This is a genomic window from Nocardioides sp. P86 (genome assembly GCF_023712465.1).
Classification (GTDB): Bacteria; Actinomycetota; Actinomycetes; order Propionibacteriales; family Nocardioidaceae; genus Nocardioides; species Nocardioides kribbensis.
On record NZ_JAMAYE010000003.1, the window covers coordinates 539,811 to 556,070 of the forward strand.

12 protein-coding genes are annotated in these 16,260 nt (G+C 74.9%); 7 read left to right on the forward strand and 5 right to left on the reverse strand.

What is annotated here, in order from left to right:
- Positions 1 to 22 precede the first annotated feature (22 nt).
- The 3 genes from M3673_RS15930 (at position 23) to M3673_RS15940 (ending at position 2,567) form a co-directional block, all read left to right on the forward strand.
- Positions 23 to 940, forward strand: a complete 918-nt coding sequence (locus M3673_RS15930; protein ID WP_056863109.1) for a 1,4-dihydroxy-2-naphthoyl-CoA synthase — start codon at positions 23 to 25, stop codon at positions 938 to 940.
- 235 nt (positions 941 to 1,175) lie between these two features.
- Entirely contained in the window at positions 1,176 to 1,739 is a 564-nt protein-coding gene (locus M3673_RS15935) for a DUF4333 domain-containing protein (protein ID WP_193666424.1), read from the forward strand.
- Between the two features lie 129 nt (positions 1,740 to 1,868).
- The gene (locus M3673_RS15940) at positions 1,869 to 2,567 is read left to right on the forward strand and encodes an NAD-dependent deacylase (protein WP_251534848.1); all 699 of its coding nucleotides are present in this window, start codon (positions 1,869 to 1,871) and stop codon (positions 2,565 to 2,567) included.
- A gap of 106 nt (positions 2,568 to 2,673) precedes the next feature.
- Here the strand turns inward: M3673_RS15940 and M3673_RS15945 are convergent, their stop codons facing one another.
- From M3673_RS15945 to glgX, 5 genes are read right to left on the reverse strand one after another with little or no spacing between them, the layout of a single operon-like run.
- Entirely contained in the window at positions 2,674 to 4,446 is a 1,773-nt protein-coding gene (locus tag M3673_RS15945) for an ABC transporter ATP-binding protein (RefSeq protein WP_251534850.1), read from the reverse strand.
- Complete coding sequence (locus M3673_RS15950) at positions 4,443 to 6,179, reverse strand: ABC transporter ATP-binding protein (protein ID WP_251534851.1); 1,737 nt, start codon at positions 6,177 to 6,179, stop codon at positions 4,443 to 4,445. Before M3673_RS15950 ends, M3673_RS15945 begins: the two co-directional genes overlap by 4 nt.
- 58 nt (positions 6,180 to 6,237) lie before the next feature.
- Positions 6,238 to 8,049, reverse strand: coding sequence for a malto-oligosyltrehalose trehalohydrolase (gene treZ, locus M3673_RS15955; protein WP_251534853.1), 1,812 nt, complete (start codon positions 8,047 to 8,049; stop codon positions 6,238 to 6,240).
- Position 8,050: 1 nt separating this feature from the next.
- Positions 8,051 to 10,504, reverse strand: a complete 2,454-nt coding sequence (treY, locus tag M3673_RS15960; protein WP_251534856.1) for a malto-oligosyltrehalose synthase — start codon at positions 10,502 to 10,504, stop codon at positions 8,051 to 8,053.
- Positions 10,504 to 12,735, reverse strand: a complete 2,232-nt coding sequence (gene glgX, locus M3673_RS15965) for a glycogen debranching protein GlgX (RefSeq protein WP_251534858.1) — start codon at positions 12,733 to 12,735, stop codon at positions 10,504 to 10,506. The genes treY and glgX overlap by 1 nt, the downstream gene beginning before the upstream one ends.
- Before the next feature lie 164 nt (positions 12,736 to 12,899).
- On the opposite strand from glgX, the gene M3673_RS15970 reads away from it, so the two are divergent.
- The 4 genes from M3673_RS15970 (at position 12,900) to thpR (ending at position 16,239) form a co-directional block, all read left to right on the forward strand.
- Positions 12,900 to 14,045, forward strand: coding sequence for an acyl-CoA dehydrogenase family protein (locus M3673_RS15970; RefSeq protein WP_056903171.1), 1,146 nt, complete (start codon positions 12,900 to 12,902; stop codon positions 14,043 to 14,045).
- 98 nt (positions 14,046 to 14,143) lie between these two features.
- Entirely contained in the window at positions 14,144 to 14,902 is a 759-nt protein-coding gene (locus M3673_RS15975; protein ID WP_193666432.1) for a VIT family protein, read from the forward strand.
- Positions 14,903 to 15,001: 99 nt separating this feature from the next.
- The gene (locus tag M3673_RS15980) at positions 15,002 to 15,649 is read left to right on the forward strand and encodes a LysE family translocator (RefSeq protein ID WP_193666433.1); all 648 of its coding nucleotides are present in this window, start codon (positions 15,002 to 15,004) and stop codon (positions 15,647 to 15,649) included.
- A complete protein-coding gene (thpR, locus tag M3673_RS15985) occupies positions 15,646 to 16,239 on the forward strand; it encodes an RNA 2',3'-cyclic phosphodiesterase (protein ID WP_251534860.1) in 594 nt (197 codons plus the stop codon). The genes M3673_RS15980 and thpR overlap by 4 nt, the downstream gene beginning before the upstream one ends.
- Positions 16,240 to 16,260 lie beyond the last annotated feature (21 nt).

Genomic DNA, 16,260 nt, shown 5'->3' on the forward strand with positions numbered 1-16,260 from the left:
CCCACGGCGATAGCCTGCCCGCATGAGCGCCATCGACGGGGTGTCGGAGATCTTCGACGCCGAGGCCTGGGACGTCGTGCCCGGCTTCGAGGACCTGACCGACCTGACCTACCACCGCGCGCGGGCGCACGGCACGGTGCGGGTGGCCTTCGACCGCCCCGACGTGCTCAACGCCTTCCGCCCCCACACCGTCGACGAGCTGCTGCGGGTGCTCGAGCACGCCCGCACCACCAGCGACGTCGGCTGCGTCCTGCTCACCGGCAACGGGCCGGCCGAGCGGCACGGCAAGTGGGCCTTCTGCACCGGCGGCGACCAGCGCATCCGCGGCCGCGCGGGCTACCAGTACGCCGAGGGCGAGACCGTCGAGACCGTCGACAAGGCCCGCCTCGGGCGCCTGCACATCCTCGAGGTGCAGCGGCTGATCCGCTTCATGCCCAAGGTCGTCATCTGCGTCGTGCCGGGCTGGACCGCCGGCGGCGGCCACAGCCTCCACGTCGTGTGCGACCTGACCCTGGCCAGCCTCGAGCAGGCCCGCTTCAAGCAGACCGACGCCGACGTCGGCTCCTTCGACGGCGGCTTCGGCTCGGCCTACCTCGCCCGCCAGGTCGGGCAGAAGGTCGCCCGCGAGATCTTCTTCCTCGGCCAGGAGTACTCCGCCGAGGACGGCGTGCGCATGGGCACCGTCAACCGTGCCGTGCCCCACGCCGAGCTCGAGGCCACCGCCCTGGAGTGGGGCCGCCTGGTCAACGGCAAGTCGCCCACCGCCCAGCGGATGCTGAAGTACTCCTTCAACGCCATCGACGACGGCCTCGTCGGCCAGCAGCTCTTCGCCGGCGAGACCACCCGCCTGGCCTACATGACCGACGAGGCCCAGGAGGGCCGCGACCAGTTCCTCGAGAAGCGCGAGCCCGACTGGTCGCCCTTCCCCTGGTACTACTGAGCGGCGCCGCGGTCGCGTCCTACTGATCGTTGCGACCACTGGCAGGGCGTCATGACTGTCAGGTAGAGGTCGCAACGGTCAGTAGGACGCGCGCCACCCGTCCGGGGGCCGGGGCGGGGGACGGCTAGACCGGGTGGACCGGGCGCGGGCGTTCGGGCCCGGCGGGGGCGCGGACGGCTCCATACTGGCGCGGGCCCGCGACCGCGGGCAGCCAGGTCGACCGCCGAGGTGTCCCGTGCCGCGTCCCACCCGTCAGCCCTCCACGTCGTCGCCCGCCCGTCGCGCGGGCCTCGCGCTCGCCGCGGCCGCCGCCCTGCTGGCAGCGGGCTGCAGCGGCTCGGTCAGCGCCGGCACCGAGACGGCGACGGTCGCCCAGGAGGAGCTCGAGACCCAGGTCGCGGGCTTCATCACCGGGGCCGACGCCGACACCATCGACGTCACCTGCGAGGGCGACCTCGACGCCGAGGAGGGCGCCTCGCAGGAGTGCGTCGCCACCGCCGAGGGCGACCCGCAGCAGACCAACATCCGCGCCACCGTGGAGACCGTCAACGAGGACGACGTCGACTTCTCCATCGACCTCTACGTCACCGCCGCGGCGCTGGCCGACTTCGTGACCGACTACGTCGAGGGCCAGGGCATCACCGTGGACTCCGTCGAGTGCTCCGACGACCTCTCGGCCACCGCGGGCGACACCTCGCGCTGCGAGATCGCCTCGCCCGACGGCGAGGGCGCCGTGGAGGCGACGTCGACGGGCAACGACGGCCTCCAGGTCACCTTCGACATCGCCGACGCGGGCTGAGCGCCGTACGCCTCGGGGCCGCCCGCCGACCCGGGGCCGTCCGCGCGGCCGTCCGCGCGGCCGTCCGCGCGGTCGCTCTCCGGACGCGGCGGGGCGACCCGCGCGCGGGGACCCCCTAGGGTGGCGGCCGTGAGGATCGTCGTGCTGACCGGGGCGGGCATCTCCGCCGAGAGCGGGGTGCCGACCTTCCGCGACGCCGACGGGCTGTGGGAGGGCCACCGCGTCGAGGACGTCGCCACCCCGGAGGCCTTCGTGGCCGACCCGGTGCTGGTCCACGAGTTCTACGACGCGCGTCGCGCCGCGCTCGCCGGCGTCGTGCCCAACCCCGCCCACCGCGCGCTCGCGCGGCTGGAGGAGGCGCTGGGCGACGACCTGCTCGTGGTGACCCAGAACATCGACGACCTGCACGAGCGCGCGGGCTCCACCCGGGTGCTGCACATGCACGGCGAGCTGCTCAAGGCGTGGTGCCTGGCCTGCGAGGGCCGTCACCCCTGGGACGGCCCGATGGGCGGTGACCCCGCCTGCCCCGGCTGCGGGGCCCCGGCGCTGCGGCCCGACGTGGTGTGGTTCGGGGAGATCCCGTACGAGATGGACCGCATCCTCGACTCCCTCGGCCGCGCCGACCTCTTCGTCTCCATCGGCACCTCCGGCGCGGTCTACCCCGCCGCCGGCTTCGTGCAGCAGGCCGCCCGCCACGGGGTGCCCACCCTCGAGCTCAACCTGCAGCCCAGCGAGGGCACCGCGTGGTTCCGCGAGGCCCGCCACGGCCCCGCCGGCGTCCTCGTGCCCGCCTGGGTCGAGGACCTCCTCGGCCCCGCCGCCGACTGACCCCGCCGCGCGCCGCCACCGGGTCACGCCGCGCCGCCCAGCGATCACGCCCCGTCAGCGCATCTGCCGCCCGTCACGACGGGCCGGCAGAGGAAGCGACCCGGCGTCACAGCTGCGCGGGCGGAGCGGGCTCGGTGCCCGACCAGGCCGCCCAGAGGCGGGCGTAGGGGCCGCCGGCGGCGACGAGGTCGGCGTGGGGGCCGTCCTCGACGACGCGGCCGGCCGCCATCACGACCACCCGGTCGGCGCTGGCGGCCTGGGTGAGCCGGTGGGCGATGGTCAGCGAGGTGCGCCCGCGGGTGACGGCGAGGGCGGCGGCCTCGAGGTCGCGGGCGCCGGCGGAGCCGGCCTCGGCGGTGGCCTCGTCGAGCACGACCACCAGCGGGTCGGCCAGCACGACGCGGGCCAGCGCGAGCTGCTGGGCCTGGGCCGGGGTGAGCGGGTGGGCCGCGGCGCCCACCGCGGTGTCGAGGGCCTCGGGCAGCGCCCGCACCCAGCCGAGCGCCCCGACGGCGTCGAGGGCGTCGACCACCTCGGCCTCCTCGGCCCCGGGGTGGGCCAGGGTGAGGTTGTCGCGCACGCTGCCGGTGAAGACGTGCACCTCCTGGCTCACCAGCGCCACGGTCGGTCGGCCCGCGCGACCCGGCGCGACGACCCGGTCGGCGGGCAGGCCGCCGACCAGCACCTCCCCGCGGGTGGGGGCGAGGCGCCCGGCGACCACCGAGCCGAGGGTGGTCTTGCCCGCGCCGCTGGCCCCGACGACGGCCACGCGCTGCCCGGCGGGCACCCGCAGCGACACCCCGTCGACGGCCGGGCGGCCCTCGGCGTACTCGTGGGTGAGGTCGCGGACCTCCAGGGTCGTGTCGGTGCCGGCGCGGGTGCCGTGGGGCGGCACGCGCGCGGGCAGCAGCGCGAGGCCGGCGAGGCGGGTCAGCGAGGCGCCGGCCGACTGGGCGGCGTCGAAGAGGAAGAGCACGGCGCCGATGGGGTTGAAGAGCCGGTGGAAGTACAGCCCCGCGGCCGTGACCTCGCCGACGCTGGCCTCTCCGGCGCGCACCAGCAGGAAGCCCGCGACGAGCACGAGCAGCAGGCCCACCAGCTCGGCGCGGTTGAGCCGCAGCCCGAAGCGGGTGAAGAAGCCGACCACGTCGAGGGAGATCCGTGCCGAGGCCCACGAGGCGGCGTCGACCTGCTCCTGGTGGGCGGCGGAGAGCCCGTGGGCGCGCAGGGTGCGGCTGCCGTGCACGCCGGTGAGGAAGGCCTGCGCGCGCACGCCGTTGGCCTCGCGCTCGCGCTGGTAGAGGGGGGCGGAGCGGGGGAGGTACCACCGCAGCGCCCGCACGTACGCCGGGGCCGTCAGCAGCCCGGCCAGCCCCAGCCGCCAGTCGAGCGCGAAGAGCCCGCCGGCGGTGAGCACGATCGCGAGCGCCGAGCCCACGAGCAGCGGCACGACCTCGGTGAGCGACTGCGCGACGAGGCGCACGTCGTCGCCGACGCGGCTGAGCAGGTCGCCGCTGCCGGCCTCCTCGACGGTGGCGCCGTCGAGGTGCAGCGCCCGGTCGAGGGCCTGCTCGCGCAGCTCGGCCAGCGCCGGCTCACCCGCCCGCGCCAGGCGGCCCGTGGCGAGCGCGGTGCCGACCATGACCACGACGCCGGCGCCGAGGATCCACAGCGCCGAGCGCACGACGTCGTCGCGGCTGCCGCCCTCGGCGACGGTGTCGACGACGGCGCCGAGCTGCCAGGGCGCGACGAGACCGGCCAGCCCGACGAGCACGTAGAGCCCGGCGGTGAGCGCGACGTCGAGGCGACGGCGGCGCAGCAGGGTCAGCGTCAGCCGGGCGGCCTCGCGGGGGGTGGAGCGGGGGAGCAGGGTGGTCATCGCAGCACCGCCTCGCGGTAGGCGCTGTCGTCGCGCACCAGCTGCGCGTGGGTGCCGGTGGCCCTCACCCGTCCCGCGTCGAGGTGCACGACGCGGTGGGCGCGCGCCAGCAGCACCGGGCTGCTCGTGAGCAGCAGCGTCGTGGGGGCGGCGCTCGTGGCGGTCGCCGCCCCCTGGTCGCCCGGGTGGCGCTCCGCGACGAGGGCGGCGGCGATGCGGTGCTCGGTGGCGGCGTCGACGGCGGTGGTGGGGTCGTGGAGCACGAGCACGGGGGCCGGCGCGGCGAGGGCGCGGGCCAGCCCGACCCGCTGGCGCTGCCCGCCGGAGAGCGTGGTGCCGCCGACCGTGACCGGCTCCTCCAGCCCGCCCGCGCAGTGGGCGACCACCTCGTCGGCCGCCGAGGCGACGAGCACGGCCGCGAGGCGCTCGTCGTCGAGGCGGCCGCCGGGATCGACGTTGCTGCGCAGGGTGCCCTCGAAGAGGTCGACCTGGTGGTCGGCGACCAGCAGCAGCCGGCGAGTCTCGACCAGGGTCAGGTCGGTGAGCGGTGTGCCGCCGAGGCGCACCTCGCCGAGGTCGGGGCGCAGCTCACCGCGCAGCAGCCGCACCAGGGCGGCGGCGTCGGCGGGGTCCTCGGCCACGACGGCGACCAGCTCGCCGGGGGCGGCGCGCAGGTCCACGCCCCGCAGCGTGCCGCTGTGGACGTCGTGGAGGGCGAGGTCGGCCGGGCCGGTGGCCGCGGCCTCGCCCGCGAGCAGCAGCCGGGGCGTGGCGAGCACCGTGACGAGGCGGTCGGCCGAGGCCCGCGACTGGGCGAGCTGGGCCACGAAGTAGGCCAGGGTCTGCAGCGGCTCGGCCACGAACTGCGCGAGGCCGACGACCGCGATGAGCTCCCCGATGCTCAGCGCCCCGTCGAGGGCGCGCGAGCCCGCGACCAGGGCGACCACCACCAGCACGACGCCGCTGAGCCCCTGGGTCGCGCCGTACAGCAGGCCCTCCCAGCGGGCGGCGGCGACGCTGGCCTCGGCGGCGCGGTGGCTCTCGCGGCGGTAGCGCGCCAGCGCGACGTCCTCGGCGCCGATGCCCTTGAGCGGGCGCAGGCCGGTGACGAGGTCGGTGGCGATGCCGGTGGCGCGTCCGAGCGCCTCCTGGCGCACCGCGCTGCGGCGGGTGAGGGGGCCGGCCAGCAGGTGGTTGACGAGCAGCGCGACCGGTACGCCGACCAGCACCACCAGCGTCAGCACCAGGTCGATGCGGGCCAGCACCACCGCGGTGACCGCGAAGCCGGCCACCGCCGCCACCGCGAACCACGCCTGGCGCAGCACCGCCGCAGCCTGGTCGGCGTCGCCGGTGGCCACCGCGAGCAGGTCGCCGGGCACCTGGTCGGCGCGGGCGCCACGAGGGTCGAGCAGGTGGCCCGACACCTCCGTGCGCAGCCGGTGCCCCTCGCGCTGCAGCGCGCCCTCGCCGACGATCGCCCCGCCGCGGTAGCTGAAGGCCAGGGTCGCGAAGAGCGCGCAGAGCACCCCGCCCCACAGCGCCAGCGCCGACCACGACCCGGTGGCGACCGCGCGGTCGACGACCACCCCGATCATCACCGGCACCATCGCCTCGCACACCTGCCACACCGCGATCAGCGCCGACGCGCCGCCGAGCCGTGGGGCGTTGCGCCGCAGCGCCCGCCGCAGCAGCGCCCCGCCGGTGGCCGGCGCGGGAGCGGAGGTCGTCGGCACCGGGTAAGGCTAGCCTTACCTGCCCGCCGCCGAGCGGGTGGGGCGTGCCGCGGACGCGTCAGGCCGGCTCGACCACCGCGCCCGCGTGGGCGGGCAGGGTGAGCGTGCCGGAGGCGTCCAGGACGACCCCGTCGGCGGTGGCCAGGAGCACCTCGCCCGGGCCGGTGGTGACCACGACGGGCCGGTCGCCGAGGTTGGCGACCACGCGCAGCGCGCCGCGGCCCAGGGTGACCAGCCGGGCCGACGCGTCGACCTCGCAGGTGGTGGCGCCGAACGCGGGATCGGTGAGCTCGGGGCGGGCCCGGCGCAGGGCGACGAGGCGGCGGTAGAGGTCGAGCACGCGGGCGTGCAGGCCGTCGCCGGCCGCGGGGTCCTCGACCTGCGACCAGTCCAGCTTCGAGCGCTCGAAGGTCGCGGGGTCCTGCGGGTCGGGCACGGCGTCGGGGTCCCAGCCCATCTTCGCGAACTCCGCGATCCGCCCCTCGGCGGTCGCCTTGCCCAGCTCGGGCTCGGGGTGGCTGGTGAAGAACTGGAACGGCGTGGAGGCCGCCCACTCCTCGCCCTGGAACAGCATCGGGGTGAAGGGGCCGGTGAGCGTGAGCAGCGCGGCCAGACCGAGGCCGCCCTCGTCGAGGTGCTCGGTGAGCCGGTCGCCGACGGCGCGGTTGCCGATCTGGTCGTGGTTCTGGTTGCAGACCACCAGGCGCCAGGTCGGCATGGTCGCGGTGTCGACGGGCCGGCCGTGGTCGGCCTCGCGGAAGGAGCTGTAGGTGCCGTCGTGGAAGAAGCCGCGGGTCATCACCTTGGCCAGCGCCTCGAGCGGCTCGAAGTCGGCGTAGTAGCCGGTGGTCTCGCCGGTGAGCGCGACGTGCACGGCGTGGTGGAAGTCGTCGCTCCACTGCGCGTCGAGGCCGCGCCCGCCGCCCTCGCGGGGCGTGACCATGCGGGCGTCGTTGAGGTCGGACTCCGCGATCAGCGTGAGGGGGCGGCGCAGGTGCGCCGACAGTGCCGCGACCTCGAGGCCCATCTCCTCCAGCAGGTGCACCGTGGAGGTGTCCTGCAGCGCGTGCACGGCGTCGAGGCGCAGCGCGTCGACGTGGTAGTCCTCGAGCCACATCGCGACGTTGTCGAGGATGTAGCGGCGCACCTCCGCGGAGCCGTCCTGGTCGAGGTTGACCAGGTCGCCCCAGGTGTTGCGGCCCTCGGTGAGGTAGGGGCCGTAGAGCGGCAGATAGTTGCCGGAGGGGCCGAGGTGGTTGTAGACGACGTCCTGCACCACGCCGAGCCCGGCGGCGTGGCAGCCGTCGACGAAGCGCTGGTAGGCCTCGGGCCCGCCGTAGGACTCGTCCACGGCGTACCAGTCGACGCCGTCGTAGCCCCAGTTGTGGGTGCCGTTGAAGGCGTTGACCGGCATCACCTCGACGAGGTCGACGCCGAGGTCGACCAGGTGGTCGAGGCGCCCCAGTGCGGCGTCGAGGGTGCCCTCGGGGGTGAAGGTGCCGACGTGGAGCTCGTAGACGACCGAGCCGGCGAGCTGGCGCCCGGTCCAGGCGCCGTCGCCCCAGGCGTACGCCGAGGGGTCGAAGCTGCGCGAGAGGCCGTGGACGCCGTCGGGCTGGCGCCGCGAGCGCGGGTCGGGCCGCGGGGTGTCGTCGTCGTCGAGCAGGTAGCCGTAGTCGACGGGGCCGGAGTCGGCGCCGGGCACCCCGCCGGCGGGGGTCCACCAGCCGTCGTCGCCGCGGGTCATCGCCACCGGCTCGGCGCCGGCGACGTGCAGCCGCACCCGGTCGGGCACGGGCGCCCAGACGTCGAAGGGCCCGCGCACGGGTGCGCGGGTCGTGCCGGTCGTCGATCCGGTGGTCCCGGTCATGTCAGTCCTTCCTCACCAGCAGCGCGACGGGGTAGGTCGCGAGCACGTCGTCGAGCGCGAGCCCCTGCTCGTCGGCGGTCACGACGCGGTCGGAGACCACGTCGTGCCACGCGCCGACCGGCAGCTCGAGCCGGGTGTCCTGCCAGCCGCCGCGTCCGGCGAGCCCGGCGGGCAGCCGCGTGGCCACGGTGACCGCGCCGCCGCGGTCGAAGGCGAGCACGTGGTCGGCCGCGGGGCCGCTCGCGCCCACCCCGTCGTACGACGAGAAGAGCTCGGGCCGCCCGCGGCGCAGGCCGAGGGCGCGGGCCGTGACGCGGAGCTTGGCCGCGCCGTGGTCGTCGACCGAGGCGGTCAGCGGCGGAGCCCCGGCGCCGTCGGCGGCGACCTCGGCGAGCAGCGCGACGCGGTCGTCGAAGTCGACGGGGCGCCGGTTGTCGGGGTCGACCAGCGACTGCTCCCACAGCTCGGAGCCCTGGTAGACGTCGGGCACGCCGGGCATCGTGATCGCCACCAGCTTGGCGGCCAGGGCGTTGCTCCAGCCCGGCCCGGTGACCTGCGCGAGCAGGCCGTCGAGCACGGCACGGACCTCGGCGGAGTCGATCGCGGCGTCGACGGCGGCGTGGACCGCCGCCTCGTAGGCCTCGTCGGGCTCGGTCCAGGTGGTGCGGTCGCCGGCCTCGCGCATCGCCTTCATCGCGTAGCCGTGGAGGCGCTCGCGCAGGTCGGCGGGCACCTCGCCGGTGACCCCAGAGCCGTCGGTGCTCGCCGGCCAGGCGCCCAGCACGGCCTGCCACAGCAGTGAGCCGAAGCCGGGGTCGGGGAGCGGCGCGAGGGCCAGCAGCCGCTCCAGCGCGGCGGCCCAGGCCTCGGGACGCTCGGCGAGCACGGTGATGCGGGCGCGCACGTCCTCGCCGCGCTTGGTGTCGTGGGTCGAGAGCGTGGTCATGGCGTGGGGCCACTCCCGCTGCCGCTCGGTCATCGCCTCGTGGAAGGCGGTGACGGGCAGGGCGAAGACGCTGGGGTCGCCGCCGACCTCGTTGAGGGAGGTCAGGCGCGACCAGCGGTAGAAGGCGCAGTCCTCGACGCCCTTGGCCATGACCATGCCGCTGGTCTGCTGGAAGCGGCGGGCCGGCGGGTGCCAGATGTCGCCGAGCACGGGGCGCAGCACGTCGAGGGTGCCGGCCAGGTCGGGGCGGTGCTCGCGGGCCAGCGCGAAGGCCTCGTCGAGGTGCTCGACGCCGTCGGGCAGGTAGGAGCGGTAGACGGGGAAGCAGGCCAGCAGCTCGGCCACGGCGTCGACGACCGCGGCCTCGGGGGCCTCGGTGGTGACCCGGCGGACCTCGCGGGTGATCCGGCGGACCTCGCTGCCGAGGATGCCGTCGGCGACCTCGCGCTTGGTGTCGTGGATCATCGCGGCCCAGTCGACCTCGTGGCCGCGCAGGCGGGTCTCGAGCGCGTCGAGCGGCGCCTGGCCGGCGGGGTCGGTGAGCACGCGGTCGAGGTGGCCCAGGGCGTCGTAGCCGGTGGTGCCGTCGGTGGCCCAGGAGTCGCTGAGCCGCTCGCCGGGCTCGAGTATCTTCTCGACGAGCACGTAGGCGCCGCCGGTGAGGTCGCGCAGGTCGTCGAGGTAGCGCTGGGGGTCGCGCAGGCCGTCGGGGTGGTCGACGCGCAGGCCGTCGACGAGGCCCTCGGTGAACCAGCGGCGGATCTCGCGGTGCGACTCGGCGAAGACCTCGGGGTCCTCCACGCGCAGCGCGGCGAGGGTGTTGACGGCGAAGAAGCGGCGGTAGTTGAGCCCGTCGTCGGCGGTGTGCCAGCTGACGAGCTCGTAGTGCTGCAGCGCGTGGACGGCCTGCGGGTCGTCGCCGCCCTCGGTGCCGGGGCCGGCCGTGCCGGGGGCCACGGGGTAGTGGTTGTCGTGGTAGAGCAGCTCGCCGCGGTCGGGGGAGAGGGCGAGGTGGCCGATGGGTCCGCCGTCGCCCTCGGGCAGGTCGTCGTCGCCGACGACCGGGATCCTGATGCGGCCGTCGCCGGCGGCCCAGTCGACGTCGAAGGCGGTGGCGTGCTCCGACTCGCGGCCGAGCTTGAGCACGTCCCACCACCACTGCTCGTCGGTGGGCGTGGCCACGCCGACGTGGTTGGGCACGATGTCGACGAGCACGCCCAGCCCGAGCCGGCGGGCCTCGGCCGACAGCGCGGCCAGGCCCTCGGCGCCGCCGCGGGACTCGTCGACGCGGTCGTGGGCGACCACGTCGTAGCCGTGGTCGCTGCCGGGCTCGGCGGCCAGCAGCGGCGAGAGGTAGACCCAGTCGACGCCGAGGTCGCGCAGGTACTCCAGCCGCCCCGCCGCGGTGTGCAGGTCGAAGTCCTCGGTGATCTGCAGGCGGTACGTCGACACCGGTCGCCGGGTGCCACCGGCGGGGGCGGCCCCGGACGCGGGGGAGGTGCCGGCCATCAGACGTCCTCGGGACCGCCGGCGGCGGTCTGCTCGGTGGTGGTGGTCAGCGCCTTGACCGAGGCGGCCACGGAGCTGTCGGGCTCGGGCTCGACGTCGGCGTGCTGCTGGAGCACCACGACGCTGCGCCCGGTCAGCGGCAGGCCCGCGCCGGCGTCGAGGGCCTGGCCGCGCTCGTGGCTGCCCGCGGTGTCGATGACCACGCTCCAGCGCTCGGCGTACTCACCGGGCGGCAGGGTGACCTCGACGTCCTCCGCGCAGGGGTGGAAGTAGAGCAGGAAGTGGTCGTCGACGATGCGCTGGCCGCGGGCGTCGAGACCCGCGATGCCCTGGCCGTTGAGGTACATGCCGATCGCGCGGCAGCCGCCCTCGGCGTCGCCGGCCTCCCAGTCGCCGTCGCCCATGGGGCGGCCCTCGGTGTGAAGCCACACGATGTCGTCGAGGCGCTCGCCGTCGTCGGAGCGCACCTCGTTGCCGGTGAAGAACCGCTTGCGGCGGAAGGTCGGGTGCTCGGCGCGCAGCCGCGCGACGGAGGCGGTGAACTCCACCAGCGGCTCGTCGAGGCGGTCCCAGTGCATCCAGGCGATCTCGGAGTCCTGGGCGTAGGTGTTGTTGTTGCCGTCCTGGGTGCGGCCGGCCTCGTCGCCGTGCAGCAGCATCGGCACGCCCTGGGAGAGCAGCAGGGTGGTGAGGTAGTTGCGCTGGGTGCGGGCGCGCAGCTCGAGCACGGCCTCGTCGTCGGTGGGGCCCTCGACGCCGTGGTTCCACGAGCGGTTGTGGCTCTCGCCGTCGTTGTTGTCCTCGCCGTTGGCCTCGTTGTGCTTCTCGTTGTAGGAGACGAGGTCGCGCAGCGTGAAGCCGTCGTGGGCGGTGACGAAGTTGATGCTGGCGAAGGGGCGGCGACCCGAGTGCTCGTAGAGGTCGGAGGAGCCGGCCAGGCGGCTGGCGAAGTCGCCCAGGGAGGGCTCGCCGCGCCAGAAGTCGCGCACGACGTCGCGGTAGGCGCCGTTCCACTCCGACCACTGGGGCGGGAAGCCGCCGACCTGGTAGCCGCCGGGGCCGACGTCCCAGGGCTCGGCGATGAGCTTGACCTGGCTGACCACCGGGTCCTGCTGCACGAGCTCGAAGAAGGTGGCGAGGCGGTCGACCTCGTAGAACTCGCGGGCCAGGGTGGAGGCGAGGTCGAAGCGGAAGCCGTCGACGTGCATCTCGGTGACCCAGTAGCGCAGCGAGTCCATGATCAGCTGCAGCGAGTGGGGGTGGCGCACGTTGAGGCTGTTGCCGGTGCCTGTGTAGTCCATGTAGTAGCGCTGGTCGTCCTCGACCAGGCGGTAGTAGGCCTGGTTGTCGATGCCCTTGAAGCTCAGCGTGGGGCCGAGGTGGTTGCCCTCGGCGGTGTGGTTGTAGACGACGTCGAGGATGACCTCGATGCCCTCGGCGTGCATGGCCTTGACCATGGCCTTGAACTCCTGCACCTGCATCCCGCGGCCGTGCTCGTCGCGCGCGGCGGCGGCGTAGTCGGCGTGGGGGGCCAGGAAGGCGAGGGTGTTGTAGCCCCAGTAGTTGCGCAGGCCCTTCTCGAGCAGCGTGTTGTCCTGGATGAACTGGTGCACCGGCATCAGCTCGATCGCGGTCACCCCGAGCCGCTTGAGGTGGCTGGTGACCGAGGGGTGGGCCAGGCCGGCGTAGGTGCCGCGCAGCGCCTCGGGCACGTCGGGGTGCAGCTCGGTGAGGCCCTTGACGTGGGCCTCGTAGATGACCGTCTCGTTGTAGGGCACGTGCGGCTTGCGGTCGCCCTCCCAGTCGAAGAAGGGGTTGATGACGACGCCGAGCATCATGTGGGCGGCGGAGTCGTCGTCGTTGCGCGACTCCTCGTCGCCGAACTCGTAGGCGAAGAGGCTGGGGTCCCAGTCGATCTCGTGGGTGGTCGCCTTGGCGTAGGGGTCGAGCAGCAGCTTGTTGGGGTTGCAGCGCAGGCCCTGCTCGGGCGCCCAGGGGCCGTGCACGCGGTAGCCGTAGCGCTGGCCGGGCTGCACCTGCGGGAGGTAGCAGTGCCAGACGTGGGCGTCGACCTCGGTCAGCTCCAGGCGGGTCTCGGTGAAGTCCTCGCCGCTGCCCTCGAAGAGGCACAGCTCCACGCGCTCGGCGACCTCGCTGAAGAGGGCGAAGTTGGTGCCGCTCCCGTCGTAGGTCGCTCCGAGCGGGTAGGCGTGGCCGGGCCAGATCTCCATGGGTACTCCGTGCTGGTTCTCGAGGGTGCGGGTGGGGGTCCAACCTTGGATCGATCAAAGCATGACGGGCCGGCAGCAGGCCCACCCCTGAGGGGGGCAGGGCGTGATCCACCCCTCTCCCGGGGTGTCTTCACCCCTCGGTTACCCACCGGTAGCCTGGCGCCATGAAGCGCGCGATCTACGACGAGGACCACGAGGCGTTCCGGGCATCGGTGAAGGAGTTCGTCGACCGCTCCGTCACCCCGCACGCCGAGGAGCACCTGGAGGCCAAGGGCCTGCCCCGCGACTTCTGGCTCGAGGCCGGCAAGCAGGGCCTGCTCGGCCTCGAGGTGCCCGAGCAGTACGGCGGCATGGGCGCCGGCGACTACCGCTTCAACGCGGTGCTCACCGAGGAGCTGTCGAAGGTCAACGCCTCGCTGCCCTCCTGCGTGGGCATCCACTCCGACATCGTGGCGCCCTACCTCGTGGAGCTGACCACCGAGGAGCAGCGCCAGCGCTGGCTGCCGGGCGTGGCCAGCGGCGAGCTGCTCACCGCCATCGGCATGACCGAGCCCTCCGGCGGCTCCGACCTGGCCGCGCTCAAGACCACCGCGGTGCGCGACGGCGACCAGTGGGTGCTCAACGGCTCGAAGACCTTCATCACCAACGGCTACTCCGCCGACCTCGTCGTCGTGGCCGCCCGCACCTCCCCGGAGAAGAAGGCCAAGGGCATCACGCTCTTCGGCGTCTCCACCTCGCTGCCCGGCTTCTCGCGCGGGCGCAAGCTCGACAAGGTCGGCCAGCCCGAGTCCGACACCGCCGAGCTGTTCTTCGAGGACCTGCGCCTCACCGACGACGACGTCGTGGGCGAGCTCGACCAGGGCTTCATCCACATGATGCAGAACCTCCCGCAGGAGCGGCTCAACTGCGCGGTCTCCAACCTGGCCCACGCCAAGCAGATCCTCGCCGAGACCATCGTCTACGCCCAGGAGCGCAAGGCCTTCGGCCAGGGCATCGGCTCCTTCCAGCACAACAAGTTCCTGCTCGCCGAGCTGGTGACCCAGATCGACGTCACCCAGTCCTTCGTCGACGAGTGCGTGCTCGCCCACACCCGCGCCGAGCTGACCCCCATCGACGCCGCCAAGGCCAAGTGGTGGACCTCGCAGGTGCAGAACGACGTGCTCGACCACTGCGTGCAGCTGCACGGCGGCTACGGCTTCATGAACGAGTACCGCGTGGCCCGCGCCTGGAAGGACGCCCGCGTCTCGAAGATCTGGGCCGGCTCCAACGAGATCATGAAGGAGCTCATCGGCCGCGACCTCGGCCTCTGAGCGCCCCGGTGCGGCTCCGGCCGGCCCGTCGAGGGGGGGGCGGGCAGCCCAGCCTCGCCTTCCTTGTCGTGGGCGGCGGCCGGGGTCATGATCGGCGCGTGACCACCGACCTGGACCACGGCGCCGACGGGCTCCCCGGCGAGCCCCAGCCCGGCCCCCACGCCGACGAGCCGCACGTCGAGGGCCGCAACAACCGCCTCAACTGGCTGCGCGCCGGCGTGCTCGGGGCCAACGACGGCATCGTGTCGACCGCCGGCATCGTGATGGGCGTGGCGGGCGCGACCACCGACCGCACCGCGATCCTCGTGGCCGGCGTCGCGGGCCTCACCGCCGGTGCGCTCAGCATGGGCGCGGGGGAGTACGTCTCGGTCAGCACCCAGCGCGACGCCGAGGAGGCGCTGCTGGCCAAGGAGGAGCGCGAGCTGCGCGAGGACCCCGAGGACGAGCTGGCCGAGCTGGCGGGGCTCTACGTCGACAAGGGCCTCTCGCAGGACCTCGCGCTCCAGGTCGCGCGCCAGCTCACCGAGCACGACGCCCTCGGCGCGCACGCCGAGGCCGAGCTGGGCATCGACCCCGAGGACCTCACCAGCCCCTGGTCGGCGGCCTTCGCCTCGATGGTCGCCTTCACCCTCGGCGCGCTGCTCCCGCTGCTGACCATCACCCTCGTGCCGGCCTCGCTGCGGATCTGGGTCACCGTCGTCTCGGTCGCCCTCGCCCTGGCCCTCACCGGCTGGACCAGCGCCCGCCTCTCCGACGGCCCCCCGCAGCGCGCCCTGGTGCGCAACGTCGCCGGCGGCCTCTTCGCCATGGGCGTCACCTACCTCGTCGGCGCCCTGCTCGGCACCCGCATCGGCTGACCGAGCACCCGGGCCCGGCCGGTCCGGGGCCTCGGCCGTCGCGGCGGTCTCCGGGAAAACGCGTCGACGCGGCGCGCGGCCGGCTCCTAGCATCGGCGCGTGCCGTCCCCCGCGCTGCTCCTCGCCTTCGCACTGACCTCGCTGGCCCTGGTGGCCGTGCCGGGGCCCAGCGTGCTCTTCGTGGTGGGTCGGTCGCTGGCGCTGGGCCGGCGGGCCGGGCTGCTCACCGTGCTCGGCAACGCGCTCGGCTTCGTGCCGCTGGTGGCGGCGGTCGCCCTGGGCGTGGGGGCGGTGGTGGCCGAGTCGGTGGTGCTGCTCGGCGCGCTCAGGCTCGCCGGGGCCGCCTACCTGGTGCTCCTCGGGGTGCAGGCCGTGCGCCACCGCCGCGACGGTGGGACCGGCCCGGACGCCGGTGCGGCCGCGTCCGCGCCCCGCGCCGGCGCCCGGATCGTGCGCGAGGGCTTCCTGGTCGGTGTCACCAACCCCAAGACCGTGGTCTTCCTGGTGGCGGTGCTCCCCCAGTTCGTCGACCACGGCGCCGGGTCGGTGACGGCGCAGCTGGTCGTGCTCGGCCTGGTCTTCGCCGCGGCGGCCCTGCTCGGAGACAGCCTCTGGGCGCTGGCCGCCGGGGGCGCGCGCGACTGGCTGGGCGCCACCCCCCGCCGGCTCGCGGGCCTGCGGGCCGGCGGCGGCGTGATGATGGTCGGCCTCGGCGTGGCCACGGCGACCTCCGGGCACCGCGCGTGAGCGGGCGCGACCGCGGCGCACGGCTGCGGCTCTTCGTCGCGCTCGTGCCGCCACCGGAGGCGCTCGAGCACCTCGACGCGTTCCTCGAGCCGCGCCGCGCGGCGGCACCCTTCCGCTGGAGCGCCGCCGAGCAGGTGCACCTCACGCTCGGCTTCTGCCCGGCCGCGCCCGAGCGCGTGCTCGACGACCTGGTCGAGGCGCTGGCGCTCGCAGCGGCCCGCCGTACGCCGCTCCGGGCGCGGGTCGCCGGCGGCGGCGCCTTCCCCGACCCGCTGGCCGCGCGCGTGCTGTGGGCGGGCCTCGACCTCGACGACGACGCGCGTGCCGAGCTCGACCGGCTCGCCGCCGGGGTGCGGGGCGCGGCCTCGCACGTCGGCGCCGCACCCGAGGGCCAGCGCTTCCGACCCCACCTGACCGTGGGCCGTCTCGGCGCTCCCGCCGGGGTGCTCGACTGGGTCCGGCTGCTCGACACCTACGCCGGCCCGGCGTGGACCGCCGACGAGGTCGCGCTGCTGTCGTCCCACCTCGGGGAGGGCCCGCGCGGGCGACCGCGCCACGAGGTGCTCGCGACACTGCCGCTGGGCGGCTGAGGCCGGCCCCACCACGCCCGC